The organism is Stutzerimonas sp. (genome assembly GCF_982611455.1).
Window position 1 is genome coordinate 117079 of record NZ_CEXBBO010000010.1, and the last position, 14332, is coordinate 131410.

At 61.6% G+C, this 14332-nt stretch carries 14 protein-coding genes and 1 riboswitch; of the genes, 9 read left to right on the forward strand and 5 right to left on the reverse strand.

Features of this window, described 5'->3' with window-relative positions; translation table 11 throughout:
- Positions 1-117: 117 nt before the first annotated feature.
- The gene (locus AC2LD7_RS08695) at positions 118-1005 is read right to left on the reverse strand and encodes a manganese catalase family protein (RefSeq protein ID WP_484597359.1); all 888 of its coding nucleotides are present in this window, start codon (positions 1003-1005) and stop codon (positions 118-120) included.
- Positions 1006-1291: 286 nt separating this feature from the next.
- On the opposite strand from AC2LD7_RS08695, the gene rloA3 reads away from it, so the two are divergent.
- The 3 genes from rloA3 to AC2LD7_RS08710 all read left to right on the forward strand — a co-directional run bounded on the left by rloA3 (position 1292) and on the right by AC2LD7_RS08710 (position 4541).
- Positions 1292-1816, forward strand: coding sequence for a retropepsin-like aspartic peptidase RloA3 (gene rloA3, locus AC2LD7_RS08700; RefSeq protein WP_484597360.1), 525 nt, complete (start codon positions 1292-1294; stop codon positions 1814-1816).
- 240 nt (positions 1817-2056) lie between these two features.
- Complete coding sequence (locus AC2LD7_RS08705; RefSeq protein WP_484597361.1) at positions 2057-3517, forward strand: vitamin K epoxide reductase family protein; 1461 nt, start codon at positions 2057-2059, stop codon at positions 3515-3517.
- Between the two features lie 25 nt (positions 3518-3542).
- Complete coding sequence (locus AC2LD7_RS08710; RefSeq protein WP_484597362.1) at positions 3543-4541, forward strand: SDR family oxidoreductase; 999 nt, start codon at positions 3543-3545, stop codon at positions 4539-4541.
- Positions 4542-4555: 14 nt separating this feature from the next.
- Here AC2LD7_RS08710 and AC2LD7_RS08715 read toward each other — a convergent pair whose 3' ends face one another.
- Entirely contained in the window at positions 4556-5176 is a 621-nt protein-coding gene (locus AC2LD7_RS08715) for a cation efflux transmembrane domain-containing protein (protein ID WP_484597372.1), read from the reverse strand.
- 107 nt (positions 5177-5283) lie between these two features.
- Between AC2LD7_RS08715 and AC2LD7_RS08720 the strand changes: the two genes are divergently transcribed.
- The 6 genes from AC2LD7_RS08720 (at position 5284) to AC2LD7_RS08745 (ending at position 12291) form a co-directional block, all read left to right on the forward strand.
- Entirely contained in the window at positions 5284-5709 is a 426-nt protein-coding gene (locus tag AC2LD7_RS08720; protein WP_484597363.1) for a Cd(II)/Pb(II)-responsive transcriptional regulator, read from the forward strand.
- A 63-nt stretch (positions 5710-5772) separates the two neighbouring features.
- Positions 5773-6543 carry a sulfite exporter TauE/SafE family protein gene (locus tag AC2LD7_RS08725; RefSeq protein WP_484597364.1) on the forward strand — a complete coding sequence of 257 codons (771 nt, stop codon included), beginning with the start codon at positions 5773-5775 and terminating at the stop codon, positions 6541-6543.
- 94 nt (positions 6544-6637) lie between these two features.
- A complete protein-coding gene (locus tag AC2LD7_RS08730; protein WP_102837024.1) occupies positions 6638-6880 on the forward strand; it encodes an exodeoxyribonuclease VII small subunit in 243 nt (80 codons plus the stop codon).
- Positions 6877-7764 (forward strand): polyprenyl synthetase family protein, encoded by an 888-nt coding sequence (locus AC2LD7_RS08735; protein WP_484597365.1) that lies wholly within the window; start codon positions 6877-6879, stop codon positions 7762-7764. Before AC2LD7_RS08730 ends, AC2LD7_RS08735 begins: the two co-directional genes overlap by 4 nt.
- A 130-nt stretch (positions 7765-7894) precedes the next feature.
- A complete protein-coding gene (dxs, locus tag AC2LD7_RS08740; RefSeq protein ID WP_484597366.1) occupies positions 7895-9811 on the forward strand; it encodes a 1-deoxy-D-xylulose-5-phosphate synthase in 1917 nt (638 codons plus the stop codon).
- Between the two features lie 279 nt (positions 9812-10090).
- Positions 10091-10306: riboswitch (cobalamin riboswitch) on the forward strand.
- Between the two features lie 92 nt (positions 10307-10398).
- A complete protein-coding gene (locus tag AC2LD7_RS08745; protein ID WP_484597367.1) occupies positions 10399-12291 on the forward strand; it encodes a TonB-dependent receptor domain-containing protein in 1893 nt (630 codons plus the stop codon).
- A 105-nt stretch (positions 12292-12396) separates the two neighbouring features.
- Here AC2LD7_RS08745 and AC2LD7_RS08750 read toward each other — a convergent pair whose 3' ends face one another.
- From AC2LD7_RS08750 to ribA, 3 genes are read right to left on the reverse strand one after another with little or no spacing between them, the layout of a single operon-like run.
- Positions 12397-13197 (reverse strand): cobalamin-binding protein, encoded by an 801-nt coding sequence (locus AC2LD7_RS08750; RefSeq protein ID WP_484597368.1) that lies wholly within the window; start codon positions 13195-13197, stop codon positions 12397-12399.
- Positions 13197-13616 (reverse strand): hypothetical protein, encoded by a 420-nt coding sequence (locus AC2LD7_RS08755; protein WP_484597369.1) that lies wholly within the window; start codon positions 13614-13616, stop codon positions 13197-13199. The genes AC2LD7_RS08750 and AC2LD7_RS08755 overlap by 1 nt, the downstream gene beginning before the upstream one ends.
- Positions 13613-14230: a GTP cyclohydrolase II gene (gene ribA / locus AC2LD7_RS08760; protein WP_484597370.1), complete on the reverse strand. Its 618-nt coding sequence runs from the start codon at positions 14228-14230 to the stop codon at positions 13613-13615. The genes AC2LD7_RS08755 and ribA overlap by 4 nt, the downstream gene beginning before the upstream one ends.
- Positions 14231-14332: the final 102 nt, after the last annotated feature.

The window sequence follows — 14332 nt, forward strand, 5'->3', positions numbered from 1 at the left end:
CATCTCGACAACGCGGCGAAAAAGCCGGCTTATAGTCGGTTTCGGAACGGGCATTCACAAACAAAACGCAGCACCAATGCGCCCAGTCTCAGACGCATCGGCACCGCGTTTCGCCCATCAGGCTTTGCCTTTCTTTACCGCTTTACCCGAGCCGAGGTCGGCTCCGGTCATGGGGTCGACGGAAACATCGGACTGGGTCCGTACCGCCATTTGCTGCAGCACTTTCTGTTGATCTTTACTCAGATCAACCGAAGGTTTCCCATCGCCGCCATCTACAGCCGGCTGCGGGTTCTCGACGAATTCCCACTCAGGCCCTTGATTCCAAGGCCCGCGCAGGTCGCCTTCGCCTTGCGACAGGTTGTAGTAGACGCTGGAAAATTCCGGCTCGCCCGGCAGTTTGCCTTGCGGGAAGTTGGGTTGAATGGCATGTAGCGCCTTCTCGAACGATTTCTGGTGGGCTATCTCGCGGGTCATCAGGAACTTCAGTGCGTCCTTGATTCCCGGATCGTCCGTCACGTTGATCAAGCGTTCGTAAATGATCTTGGCCCGCGCCTCGGCGGCAATGTTAGAGCGCAGATCCGCCGTCGGCTCGCCAATGGTATCGATATAGGCTGCAGACCAAGGAACCCCACCCGAGTTGGTTAGCGCAGGCCCGCCACCGTACAACAGCGAGGTGACATGGGAGTCGTTGCCGCCGCTGGTGAGCGAGCGGTACAGGTCGGCTTCTTTCTCGACCCCCTCCGCCATCTGCCCTTTCGCACCCTTGTTGAGCATGCCGACGATCGAGCCGATTACTTCAAGGTGGCTGAGTTCTTCGGTGGCGATATCCATGAGCATGTCTTTACGGCCTGGATCATCCTCGGACACGCCCTGGGTAAAGTAGCGCATGGCTGCGGCAAGCTCCCCTTGAGGACCGCCGAACTGCTCGAGCATCAGATTGGCCAGCCCGGGATTGGGGCCCGCCACTCTCACTGTGTATTGAAGTCGTTTGTTGTGGACGAACATGGTTCACCTCTCAAATTAGACTTCCCTAGTAATTGCCTCCTTTGGTCAGATTGAGCCGCCGCGAACTCCATCACATCGCAGGCGACCCTAGGTGTTGAGTTCGAGCCAAGACAGGCGTCCGATTGTGTTTTTCAATGAAGTTAATTATGCAAATCAATCGATCCTTTTTTTGGCTCTGTTGTCTTCGATGCGTACCGTGAGTAATGCGCAGCGGCGCGCGCTGCTGAACATATTCAGCACTCGGGACTCTATCGTTGCCTTAGCTATTGCTGATTCGAGGTAACTGATGCTCCATTCCATACGCCCCAACCATCTATTCAAATGCCTGGTATTGACGGCGTTGCTGCCTGTCTGCAGCGCGCCAGCATTGGCCGACTCGCCACAGGTCTTTGGCTGGGTGGAGAAAGGGCTGATCTTTCCGGAAAAGGTCGCGGTGAAGTTCAAGCTCGATACCGGCGCGCTGACTTCGTCGATGCATGCAGAAGATATCGACCGATTCGAAAAGGATGGGGATGACTGGGTGCGCTTCACCGTCGAACTGGAAGACATCGATACCGAGAAGGAAGTCGAGAAGCGTCTGGAGCGTAAGGTGGCCAGGGAGATCACGGTGCGCGGCGCGGGTGGCGCGGAAGATCGCCCAGTGGTTCTGATGAGAATCTGTCTCGGGAACCGTATCCATGAAGAGCAATTCTCGCTGAACGACCGGGACAAGATGAATTACCCGGTGCTGATAGGCCGCCGCACGCTGGAAGATATCGGGCTGGTGGATTCGTCCAAAACCTTCACGGTCGAGCCGGACTGCTCCGAATAGCATCCAGACCAATCGCGCAGGCTCCCGATATCGCCAGGCTTGCATAGATCGATGAAGGGGCCGCCGACGGCGGTTGTCATTCGCCGGTACGGTATGGCTCGCTGCTTTGCGATCGCCCTTTTCCTGCAACTCACCCCAAGTGCCCCTGTCAACTGACCAGCGACTTTGCTGCATCCCGTTGCGCGCCGCTCGCACACGGCCTGGTCGCGAATACGACCGACACTCACGCGGGAGAGGTTCATGGAGCATCAGGGGGAGTACTTGAGACAAGCCGCCATGCCGTCGGACATGAGCATGGACGCGCACATGCAGATGATGGAACGGCGCCGTCTCGCCACTCTGTGGTGCCACTTCGCTAACGCCTTGCTCGGTTTTTGGCTGCTCAGCGCACCGTTCATTTTCGGCTATACGAATATCGCGGCCGACGACCTCGACCTTGTCCGCCTGACGACCGAACGTGATTTGCCCGACGTGGTCACTCGCGCGCTGCTGATGACTTGGAGCGACGTGATCAGCGGCGCCTCGATCGTGCTCTTTTCGATTCTGTCCTTGAAACGAATCGCCTGGGCCCAGTGGGCCAATACCGCGATGGGCCTTTGGCTGATGTTCGCCCCGCTGCTGTTTTGGACGCCGTCACCGGCCAGTTACGGCAACGCCCTGCTGGTCGGCGGGTTGGTGATTGCCTTCTCCACGCTGGTGCCGATGATGCCCGGCATGAGCATGTCCGGAATGATGCAGAAAGCCGCGGTACCGCCGGGCTGGGATTACAACCCGTCGACCTGGCTGCAGCGACTGCCCATCGCGATTCTCGCCGTGATCGGCATTCTCCTGGCGCGTTACCTAGCCGCCTACCAACTCGGTCATACCGCAAGTGCCTGGGACCCGTTCTTTGGCGCTCAACCCAACGGTACGGAAACCATCATCACCTCTGACATGTCCCGCGCTTGGCCGGTTTCGGACGCAGGGGTCGGCGTCATGGCCTACATGATCGAGTTGCTGATGGCCGTGATGGGCGATGCGCGCCGCTGGCGGACCATGCCTTGGATGGTCGCCGCATTCGGCGTGGTGGTTGTGCCGCTTGGCGCGGTGAGCATCTTCTTCATCATTGCCCAGCCAATCGTCATCAATACGTGGTGCACCCTGTGCCTGATCCAGGCCTTGGCGATGCTGGTGATGATGCCCTACGCGCTGGATGAGCTGGTCGCCATGGGGCAGTTCCTGAAGGACGCTCGCCGACGCGGCAAGCCCTTCTGGAAAACCTTTTTCCAGGGCGATGCCATGGACGGTGCGCGTGAAGACAACACGCCCGAGTTCGATGACAGCCTGTCGGCCATGACATTGAAGGGCCTTCGCGGGGTCAACTTGCCCTGGGGGCTCACGCTGCTTTGTGCGCTTGGCGTCTGGCTGATGTGCACGCGGTTGGTCTTCGGCACCGATGGGGCGATGGCCAACAGCGATCACTTGATGGGATCGCTGCTGATCACCGTCTCGGTTTTGGCGTTCGCCGAAGTCGCGCGACCGCTGCGTTTTCTCAACCTGCCGATTGGTGCCTGGTTGATCGCCGCCCCTTCATTTCTCGACGGCGCCGGTTTTGCCGCCACCGTCGGCAGCTTGATCGCCGGTGTGCTGGTGATTGGCCTGAGCCTGCCGCGCGGACCGATTCGTCATCGCTATGCCGGCTGGAACACGCTGCTGCGCTAACCCATCCAAGACAGGAGCTTTTTCGATGAGCGACCGCGAACAGACTGCCGTAATTTGCGGAGGCACCGCCGGCGTGGGCCGCGCAACGGCTCATGCCTTGGCGCGGGCAGGCTTTCGCGTTGCCGTGATCGCGCGCGGCGAACAGGGCCTGTCTGACACGCGCGACGAACTTGAAGCGGCCGGTGCCAAAGTCCTGGCCATTGCCGCCGACGTCGCCGATGCCGATGCCGTCGATCGCGCCGCCGAGCGAATCGAGGCGGAACTGGGACCGATCGAGATTTGGGTCAACGCCGCCATGGCGACGGTGTTCGGACCAGTCAACAAGATCAGCGCCGCAGAATTCAAGCGCGTGACCGAAGTGACCTATCTGGGCTTCGTTCACGGCACGCTGGCGGCGCTGCGGTATATGGAGGCGCGCAATCGGGGCACCATCGTCCAGGTAGGTTCAGCATTGTCCTATCGGGCGATTCCGCTGCAATCGGCCTATTGCGCCGCCAAGTTCGCCATACGTGGTTTCACCGATTCGCTGCGTTGCGAACTGATCCATACCAATAGCCGGGTGCGGCTGACGATGGTCCAGCTGCCGGCGCACAACACGCCGCAGTTCGACTGGTCGCGTAACAAGATGCAAAAACGTCCACAGCCGGTTCCGCCGATCCATACGCCCGAAGTCGCGGCGCGCGCGATTGTCCGCGCCGCAACCGATGCGCCGCGCGAACTATGGCTCGGCCGCGCCTCGTTCCAAGCGATTATCGGCAACATGTTCATGCCAGGCCTGCTCGACCGGATGATGGCCAAACAAGCCTGGAGCGGACAGATGACCGACGAGCCGGCCAGCGACGAGCAGCCGGACAATCTCTTCCAGCCGGTAGATGGCTTGCATCGCATCGAAGGCCGTTTCGGCAATCAGGCGAAGGACAAGGCGCTGGGCCTGAGCTCCGAGACGGTGGGCAAGCTGGCCGCCGCCGGCCTGGCAGTGGTGACTGTGATTGCCGTGGCGCTGGTCGCGGCCATTGCCAGCTAGCTCTGGCTGCATTGCTAGCGAGTCGTATGCAGCTCCTGCCGAGCCTGGCGCACCACCGAGAATCCGGCCGAAAGCGCCAGCGCCGCCATGATCAGCGCCACGATGAAGTCCGGCCAGCCGGAACCGGTACCGAACACACCAGCCGCGGCGATCATCACGGCGATGTTGCCCAAGGCGTCGTTGCGGCTGCATAGCCAGACCGAGCGCATGTTCGAATCGCCCTCGCGATACGCGTAAAGCATCAGTGCCACGACAACGTTGGCGATCAACGCCAGCGCGCCGATCACACCCATGGTCAATGGCTCCGGGACGACATCGGCATAGATCGACCAACCGGCGCGGGCAAGGACGAATACGCCGAAGGCGAGCATCGACAACCCCTTCACCAACGCCGCGCGCGAACGCCAGACCAGCCCCATGGACAGCACCGTGAGCGTGATGCCGTAATTGGCGGCGTCGCCGGCGAAGTCGATGGCATCGGCCAACAGCGAGACCGAACCGGAACGCAATCCGCTGACGATCTCCACGACGAACATCGCCAGATTGATCACCAGCGCGATCCACAAAGCCTTACGAAAGCCCGGGCCGGCAACTTGCCCAGTGGCGCAGCCGGAATCACAGCATTTCGACGACATCATTTGCCCTCCTCGTTTATATTCGACGCTCATTGCACACCCTGGAGCGGCTCCAGGGTCAAGCATCCTTCTGGCAATCAATCCCGATGCGGGGACGGAGGGCGATCATGCGCATAGGCGAACTGAGCACGGCGGCAGGCGTAGATGTCGAGACGATCCGCTACTACGAGAAAGTCGGATTGATGCCGACCCCGGAACGGGGCGCCAACGGCTATCGCTCCTACTCATCGAAGCAACTCGCGCATTTGGTGTTCATCCGCCATTGCCGGGCGCTGGACATTGGGCTGGCCGATATCCGTCGGCTGCTCGAATTCTCCAACCATCCGGACGCCAGCTGCGGCGACATCAACCTGCTGATCGACGAGCAGCTCGAACGCGTCCGCACGCGCCTGGAAAGTCTCCACGCGCTGGAGCGGCAGCTTCAGGACCTGCGCGGCTGCTGCGCCGGTAATCAATCGCCCGGTGGCTGCGGCATCCTCAACGAGCTGGCCAGCACCCGGCTGGATGAAGCGCTAAGTTCATCCGACAGCTAAGCGCACGCTTGGCTCAGCGGAGCGGCGGCGATAATCTGCGTCCTTTTGCCGCGAGTCCGTCCGATGCCCCTGTTCGACATATTGCTGCTGATCGCCGCCGGTTTCGCAGCGGGCGGAATGAATGCCCTGGCCGGCGGCGGCACCTTTTTCTCGTTCCCTGCGCTATTGGCGACCGGTCTGCCTCCGGTCACCGCCAACGCGACCAATGCCGTGGCACTCTGGCCCGCCAGCGTCGCTGGCGCCTGGGCCGCGCGCTCGACGCTGCGTCCGCTGGGGCGCTATCTGATTCCATTGTTGCTGGCCGGACTGGTCGGCGGCCTGCTAGGGGGCTTGCTGCTGCTCGCCAGCGGCGATGATGTGTTCAGCCTACTGATCCCCTGGTTGCTGCTGCTCGCCACCGCACTGTTCGCCGCCAGCCCCTGGCTGAGCCGCTGGCTGGCGGCACGGCGCAAGGGCGAGAACGCAGTGCCGCCGCACGCCCCGGCATCGCTCGCAGCGCATGGTCTGGTTTCGATCTACGGCGGATATTTCGGCGCGGGGATGGGCATTTTGCAGTTGGCGGCGTTTTCCATCGAAGGCCATCAACTGGTTCGCGCCAACGCGCTGAAGAACCTTATTTCAGCGGTGATATACAGCGTTGCCACGGCCACCTTCATCATCGCCGGCCGTGTGAGCGGTTATGAGCTGGCGATCCTGCTGATCGGCACCACAATCGGCGGCTACGCTGGCGGCGCGCTGAGCAAGAAGCTGCCGGGGACCTGGCTACGCGCCTTCGTGATACTGGTCGGCAGCTTTATGACGCTCTATTACTTCCAGGCGGTTTACTGGCGCTAACCAGGCGCTTAGCCCGCTCGGCGTATGGCTTCTGCCGCCCAGCTCTGCTAGTGTCGCGACCGTTTTACAGCCGCCGCAGAGAACAGGTTCCGCCATGGCCCGCAAGAAAGTCGCCCTCGATTTCGAACAATCCCTCGCCGAGCTGCAACAACTGGTCGAGCGTCTGGAAAGCGGCGAGCTGTCGCTGGAAGATTCGCTGACCTGTTTCGAACAGGGGATCGGTCTGACCCGCGATTGCCAGGCCGCACTCAGCCAGGCCGAGCAGAAAGTACAGATCCTGCTCGAACGCGACGGCAAGCTGCAGGAAGCGCCGTTCGAGGTGGACCCCGAAGCATGATCGGCGACTACCAGCAGCGCTGCCAAAAGCGCGTCGATAGCTGTCTCGAGACGCTCTTCGCCCCGCCCCGCCCGCAACTCGAACGCCTTTACCAAGCCATGCGCTACAGCGTGATGAACGGTGGCAAGCGCGTGCGCCCGTTACTGGTCTACGCCGCTTGCGAGGCGCTTGAAGGCGACAGCGCTCAGGCCGATGGCGCGGCCTGCGCCGTCGAGCTGATCCACGCCTATTCGCTGGTCCACGATGACCTGCCAGCGATGGACGACGATGATCTGCGCCGCGGTCAGCCGACCACGCACAAGGCCTTCGACGAAGCCTGCGCAATCCTCGCCGGCGATGGCCTGCAAAGCCTTGCTTTCGAATCACTGGCGAGCGACGCGCATAACCCGAAGGACGCGGCGCTGCGCCTGGAAATGGCGGTCAGCCTGTCCCGCGCAGCCGGTCCGGCCGGCATGGTCGGTGGTCAGGCCATCGATCTGGGTTCGGTGGGCCTAAAGCTCGATCGCAACGCCTTGGAGCTGATGCACCGGCACAAGACCGGCGCGCTAATCGAGGCCAGCGTTCGTCTCGGCGCCCTTGCCAGCGGTCGTGCCGATGCAGAGAAGCTGGCCGCTCTGCAGCAATACGCGCAGGCCATTGGCCTGGCCTTTCAGGTGCAGGACGACATTCTCGATGTGGAAAGCGACACCGCCACGCTAGGCAAGCACCAGGGCGCCGATATCGCCCGCGACAAACCCACCTACCCCGCACTGCTGGGCATGGACGTGGCAAAGGCCTATGCGTTGGAACTTCGCGACCTTGCACTCGACGCCGTCGCCACCTTCGGCACCGCCGCTGAGCCGTTGCGCCAGCTGGCCTGCTTCATCGTCGAACGCCGCAACTGAAGCCACAGGGCAACCACCGAGCCGCTTCGCTGACACGACCCGACGGCGACCGTTGATGCTTGAGTCGTTCTTCTCGCTGTAACCATCGGGTAAACTGCGGCTCTTTTTTCAGCCAAAAACGATTCGCTCGATGCCCAAGACGTTCCATGAGATTCCTCGGGTCCGCCCTGCAACGCCCGTTCTAGATCGCGCGGCCACTCCCGAGCAACTGCGCCGGCTGGGCGAAGCGGAACTCGAAGAACTCGCCAACGAGCTGCGGCAAGACTTGCTTTATAGCGTCGGCCGCACCGGCGGGCACTTTGGTGCCGGGCTTGGTGTGATCGAGCTGACCATTGCCCTGCACTACGTTTACGACACGCCCGACGACCGTCTGGTCTGGGACGTCGGTCATCAAGCCTATCCACACAAGATCCTTACTGGTCGCCGCGAACGCATGGCCAGCCTGCGTCAGAAAGACGGTCTCGCGGCCTTTCCGCGCCGCAGCGAAAGCGAGTACGACACCTTTGGCGTCGGCCATTCCAGCACCTCGATCAGCGCCGCACTGGGCATGGCCATCGCTGCTCGCCTGCAGGGCAAGAAGCGCAAGTCCATTGCCGTGATCGGTGACGGCGCGCTCACCGCCGGCATGGCCTTCGAGGCGCTGAACCACGCCCCTGAAGTTGGCGCCGACATGCTGGTGGTGCTCAACGACAACGACATGTCGATCTCGCGCAACGTTGGCGGTCTGTCCAACTATCTCGCCAAGATTCTTTCCAGCCGTACCTACACGAGCATGCGCGAAGGCAGCAAGAAGGTCCTGTCGCGCCTACCCGGCGCCTGGGAAATTGCTCGCCGTACCGAAGAATATGCCAAGGGCATGCTGGTCCCCGGCACGCTGTTCGAAGAGCTCGGCTGGAACTACATCGGGCCCATCGACGGCCACGATCTGCCGACCCTGATCGCCACCCTGCGTAACATGCGCGACCTCTCCGGGCCGCAATTCCTGCATGTGGTGACCAAGAAGGGCAAAGGCTTCGCCCCGGCTGAAGTCGATCCGATTACCTGGCATGCGATCAGCAAGCTGGAACCCGTCGGCGCTCCAGCGGCCCCTAAAAAGCCCAGCGGCCCGAAATACTCCAACGTCTTCGGTCAATGGCTGTGCGACATGGCCGCCGCTGATCCGCGCTTGGCCGGCATTACTCCGGCCATGAAGGAAGGTTCCGACCTGGTCGCGTTCAGCGAGCGCTTCCCGGATCGCTACTTCGATGTCGCCATCGCCGAACAGCACGCCGTGACATTGGCTGCCGGCATGGCCTGCGAAGGAGCCAAACCGGTGGTTGCGATCTATTCGACCTTCCTGCAGCGCGCTTATGACCAACTGATCCATGACGTCGCCGTGCAGAACCTCAACGTACTGTTCGCCATCGACCGCGCCGGTTTGGTCGGCGAAGACGGCCCGACCCATGCTGGCAGCTTCGATCTCACCTATCTGCGCTGCATCCCCGGCATGCTGGTGATGACGCCGAGTGACGAAAACGAGATGCGCCGCATGCTCACCACTGGCTACCATTTCGAAGGCCCCGCAGCGGTGCGTTATCCACGTGGCACCGGCCCGAACGCGACGATCGAGCCCGGCCTCGAACCGCTGGAAATAGGCAAGGGTGTGGTGCGCCGCGAAGGCCGCAACGGCAGCGGCCGCCGGGTCGCACTGCTGGTTTTCGGCGTTCAACTGGCCGAAGCCCTGAAGGTCGGCGAAAGTCTCGATGCAACGGTAGTCGACATGCGCTTCGTCAAACCGCTTGATGAAGCATTGGTGCGCCAGCTGGCTGCCGATCACGAGCTACTGGTGACTATCGAAGAAAATAGCATCATGGGCGGCGCCGGCAGCGCTGTGAGCGAATTCCTCGCCAACGAAAACCTGCAAAAGCCGATCCTTCATCTGGGACTGCCGGACTACTACGTCGAGCACGCCAAGCCCAGCGAGATGCTTGCCGAGTGCGGCCTGGATGCCAGCGGCATCGAAGCCGCCGTGCGTGCGCGGCTGGAAGTGCTACAGGCTGCGTCGTAAAACAATGCCACCGTGGAAAATTGCGAAGCGTGTCCACCTCAAAAGCCGGATGTAAAAGGCGACATCCACCCTACGCCTCTAAGGCCGCGCCTTATATTCACTTGTTTCCAGGCTCGCCGCTGGAAACGAATCAAAGCAGAACCGCATCTTTCGCGCTTCCCGCGACGCGTCGTTCTCAAGCCCCTGCGTGGAACATCTGCTCGATCCCAGACGCAACCGCGATAGATGACGTTTCTGTCACCGCCTGCCTTGTGTTTCGCTGCATCACCCCGTAAGGTTCGCGCGTTTTATCCGCCCAGGTGTGCACGACCGCAAGGTCCGCATTAAACGGGAAGCCGGTGCGCTCCAACGAGCCAAGCCGGCGCTGCCCCCGCAACGGTAATCGACCGTGATCCACGGATCACCGCCCGCTCAACCGCCACTGTGTCCTGACACGGGAAGGCGAGCTCGGTGCGCGTCGAAAGCCCGGAGACCGGCCTGACGGATTCGACTGGTGTTGCGGAGGGCAGCACCGTCAAGCGCTGCGCATTATTCCGCGCGCTTGTTCCTGCCCTCCTCAAAAGCTCTGAACTTTTGAGGATTGATTCATGAAACTGACCCGTCTTGCCTTGGCTGTGGCACTGCTGCCCAGCGTTTCCGCATTCGCCCAGACGCCAAGCCGCGATGAGGCGCTGAAGCTCAACGATACCGTCGTGTCCGCCAACCGCGTGCCGCAACTGCGAACGCAGACAGCGGCTGCAACGACCGTATTCAACCGCGCCGACATAGACCGCCTGCAAGTACGCAGTGTGGCCGAACTGCTCGAGCGCGTGCCCGGCGTCAATGTCGTGCGCACCGGAGGCGCAGGTAGCCTCACCAGTCTGCTCGTTCGCGGCACCGCCAGCGGGCAGACGCTGATTCTAGTCGATGGCCAGCGCATCGCTGCAGCGTCCAGCGGCACCAGCAGTCTCGAGTTTCTCAGCCCTGACCAGATCGAGCGGGTGGAAGTCGTGCGCGGTGCGCGCTCCGCGCTGTACGGCTCCGACGCCATTGGCGGCGTGGTACAGATTTTTACCCGACAAGGGAGCGGCAAGGGGCTCAACCCCTATGTGCGCCTCGGCGCGGGTAGCCATTCGACTTTCGAGCGTAACCTGGGAGTATCCGGAGGCAACGGCCAGACCCGCTTTAACGTCGGTGCCTCGCTGAACGAAACCGACGGCATCGACGCGACCCGCCACGGTGACAATCTGAACCGTGACGACGATGCCTATCGCAACCGCTCGCTCAGTGTGAACCTGGCGCATCGTTTCAATGAAAGACTGGAAGCCGGCGTAAGCGCGCTCGATCAGCGCGGGCAGATCGAATATGACGACGTCTTTGGTCCGTCCCGACCCACGACCGAGTTTCAGCTCAGCACATTGTCCGGTTTCGTCGATCTGCAGATCAATGACCGATGGAGCAGCCGATTCGAGGCAGGTCACAGCGAGGACAAGCGAGACACTGGCAACGAGCTGTCAGGTGCCACTGAGGATATGTTCTACAGCTTCGCCACCTATCGCGACTCGGCCAGCTGGGTCAACACGCTGACCCTCGACAGCGACCATCAGCTCCTTCTGGGCGCCGATTGGTATGAAGACCGCCTGCACAGCACCACCGACTTCGTCGAGGAGGCGCGCTGGAACCAGGCCGGTTTCATCCAGCACCGTTACAACGGCTCCGTATTTTCCACCGAGCTAGGGCTGCGGCATGACAAGAACCAGCAGTACGGCAGCGAAAACAGCTGGAACGCCGCGCTAACCGTTCCGCTGGACCCTCGCAACGACCTGATCGCCTCTTACAGCGAAGGCTTTCGCGCCCCGACGTTCAATGATCTCTACTATCCCGACGCCTGCTACTTCGGCACCTGTTTCTCAAGCGCAAATCCAGACCTTTCGCCTGAGCATTCGCGAAGCTATGAACTGCAATGGCGCAACCGCTACAGCGATACCGGGTCGCTGGAACTGTCGATCTACCGTACCGACATCGAAGACGCCATCGTCTCGGACGCCAGTACCGGCTGGTTGCCCTATAACGTCCAGACGGCCCGCATCAATGGCTTCGAAGCCGCACTCAGACAGCAACTATTTGGCTGGCAAACCAACCTTGCGCTCGGCCTGATCGATCCGCGCGACCGCGACAGCGGCCATGTTCTGCCGCGCCGTGCCAAGCGTACGCTCAGCCTGGATGTGGATCGCCAGTTCGGAAACTTTATGGTCGGCGCCAACTGGCGCGCTGTCAGCGGTCGCTACGATGATGCAGCCAACACCATCGAACTCGGTGGCTATGCCCTGGTTGGCCTGCGTGGCAGCTGGCAGGCGAGCCATGAGGTCAGCCTGGAAGCCAAGCTGAACAATCTGTTCGACAAGGACTACGTAGAAGCGACCTACTCCAGCGGCCGTTACGGCTACAACACCGAAGGCCGCACGGCTTTGTTCGCAGTAACCTGGACGCCATCGTTCTAACAGGCCGCTGAAAACGTAGCGAGGCAGGCGAAAACAGCGAAGAAGCGGAGTCTACGTGCTGTAAAGAGCATTTTGACTGGACTCGCAACCGTTAAGCACACACCTTCAGCGCCGCGCCTGCCCCATTACGTCACAGAGCTTCTTGATCGCGCCGAGCATCTGGAAGCTCGGCCGCTCCAGCCCCTTGTCCGGCACTTCCCACAGCTGGCCCTTGCGCACCGCCGCGAGCTGCGGCCAGGCTTTCCACTCGGATAGCTGGGCGCCGCTGCCGGCCAGAATCACATCGGGATTTCGCGACAGCACAGACTCGACGCTGACCTGCGGAGCCGGCAGACGCAGATCGGCGAAGACATTCCGGCCACCGCATACTTCGATAGCGTCACTGATGATCTGCCGTCCGCCGAGGGTATACAGCGGGCGGTTCCAGATTTGATAGAACACCGCCAGTGGATGCTCGCGGTAGTAGCGTCGACGCAGCTGATCCAGGCCCTCGGCGAACTGCTTCTGTAATTCAAAGCCCCGTTCGGCGCGCCCAACCCGCTCGCCGATCAGCGCGAACTGCGCGGCCAGTTGCTCAAGCGAGGTCGGTTGCGCAACGAGCAAGGGAATACTGAATTGCTCGAGCTGGTCGCGTTGCGCGCGGCTGATGCTGTCGGGCCAGAGCAGTACCAATGTCGGTTGCAGTGCGAGCAGGCTTTCCATTTCCAGCTGACCGACCCGCCCCACCGAAGGGACTTTGGCTAGCGCTGCCGGTCGATTGCCGCCGTCGAGTACGCCGACCAGCAGATCGGCTGCATCCAGCTCCAACATGATTTCGCTAAGGGAAGGCGCCAAGCTGACAACCCGTTCCGCCGCCGTCAGCAAAGGCGAAATGAGCAGCGCAACGAACAGCAGCAGCGCGCGCATCACCGCAACTGACGCGGAACGCGATAGAGCACCAGCAGCGCCAAACTGCCGCAAACCAACAGCAATTCTGCGACAGGTTCAAGCCCGAGTGGTGCACCGATTGCAGCCAGCCAGGACGGCAACGCGGCGATCCTCAAGGCACGCAGTCGAGTACCACGCAGCGCGGCCCACGCCGCCGATTCGTCATCGGTGCCGAACGCATTTTCCGTGGCGATCAACGCATGCTTGTAAGCGGTAAAACGAGGCAGATTGAAAAACAGGAAGGCGAGTCCGATTACGAACAACGGCAAGGCAAGACGCTCACCGAAGCGGCCAGCCAGCTCGGGAAGCTGGCTGGTGATCAGCGCGGGCACCACGATAAATAGTAGATACAGCCAGCCATCACGTGACAGCTGGCGGCGGGCGGCCGTACGGCTCACGACTGCTCGGCTTCGCCCTGGTGAATCTCGCCGAGCATATGGCCGAGCTTGCCGGCCTTGGTGGCGAGGTACTTGCGGTTGTGCGGATTGTGCGCGATTTGCAGCGGCATGCGTTCGGCGACACGGATGCCAAAGCCCTGAAGCGCCTTCACTTTGCGCGGGTTGTTAGTCATCAACTTGATCTCGGCGATGCCCAGGTGCTCGAGCATCGGCAGACAGATCGCGTAGTCGCGCATGTCGGGGGCGAAGCCCAGACGTTCATTGGCTTCGACGGTATCGGCACCGGCATCCTGCAGCTCGTAAGCGCGGATCTTGTTCAGCAGGCCGATACCGCGGCCTTCCTGGCGAAGATAGAGCAACGCACCGCGCCCCTCCTCGGAAATGGCCCGCAGCGCAGCCTCAAGCTGGAAGCCGCAATCGCAGCGCAGACTGAACAGGGCATCCCCCGTCAGGCACTCTGAATGCAGCCGGCCCAGCACGGGCTTGCCGTCTGCAACATTACCCAGCGTCAGTACGACATGTTCCTTACCAGTGTCCTGATCGAGAAAACCATGCATGGTAAACACGCCGAACGGCGTCGGCAGTTTGGAAGCGGCGACGAACACGACAGACACCGGAGGAACTCCAGAAGACGGAAAAGCGGCGATTGTAGCAGTTACGGCAGGCTTCAGGCTTCAGGCTTCAGGCTTCAGGCTTCAGGCTTCAGGCTTCAGGCT

Coding starts and splice junctions, on each gene's coding strand:
- AC2LD7_RS08695 (WP_484597359.1), bottom strand. CDS start 1,005: ATGTTCGTCCACAACAAACGACTTCAATACACAGTGAGAGTGGCGGGC.
- rloA3 (WP_484597360.1), top strand. CDS start 1,292: ATGCTCCATTCCATACGCCCCAACCATCTATTCAAATGCCTGGTATTG.
- AC2LD7_RS08705 (WP_484597361.1), top strand. CDS start 2,057: ATGGAGCATCAGGGGGAGTACTTGAGACAAGCCGCCATGCCGTCGGAC.
- AC2LD7_RS08710 (WP_484597362.1), top strand. CDS start 3,543: ATGAGCGACCGCGAACAGACTGCCGTAATTTGCGGAGGCACCGCCGGC.
- AC2LD7_RS08715 (WP_484597372.1), bottom strand. CDS start 5,176: ATGTCGTCGAAATGCTGTGATTCCGGCTGCGCCACTGGGCAAGTTGCC.
- AC2LD7_RS08720 (WP_484597363.1), top strand. CDS start 5,284: ATGCGCATAGGCGAACTGAGCACGGCGGCAGGCGTAGATGTCGAGACG.
- AC2LD7_RS08725 (WP_484597364.1), top strand. CDS start 5,773: ATGCCCCTGTTCGACATATTGCTGCTGATCGCCGCCGGTTTCGCAGCG.
- AC2LD7_RS08730 (WP_102837024.1), top strand. CDS start 6,638: ATGGCCCGCAAGAAAGTCGCCCTCGATTTCGAACAATCCCTCGCCGAG.
- AC2LD7_RS08735 (WP_484597365.1), top strand. CDS start 6,877: ATGATCGGCGACTACCAGCAGCGCTGCCAAAAGCGCGTCGATAGCTGT.
- dxs (WP_484597366.1), top strand. CDS start 7,895: ATGCCCAAGACGTTCCATGAGATTCCTCGGGTCCGCCCTGCAACGCCC.
- AC2LD7_RS08745 (WP_484597367.1), top strand. CDS start 10,399: ATGAAACTGACCCGTCTTGCCTTGGCTGTGGCACTGCTGCCCAGCGTT.
- AC2LD7_RS08750 (WP_484597368.1), bottom strand. CDS start 13,197: ATGCGCGCGCTGCTGCTGTTCGTTGCGCTGCTCATTTCGCCTTTGCTG.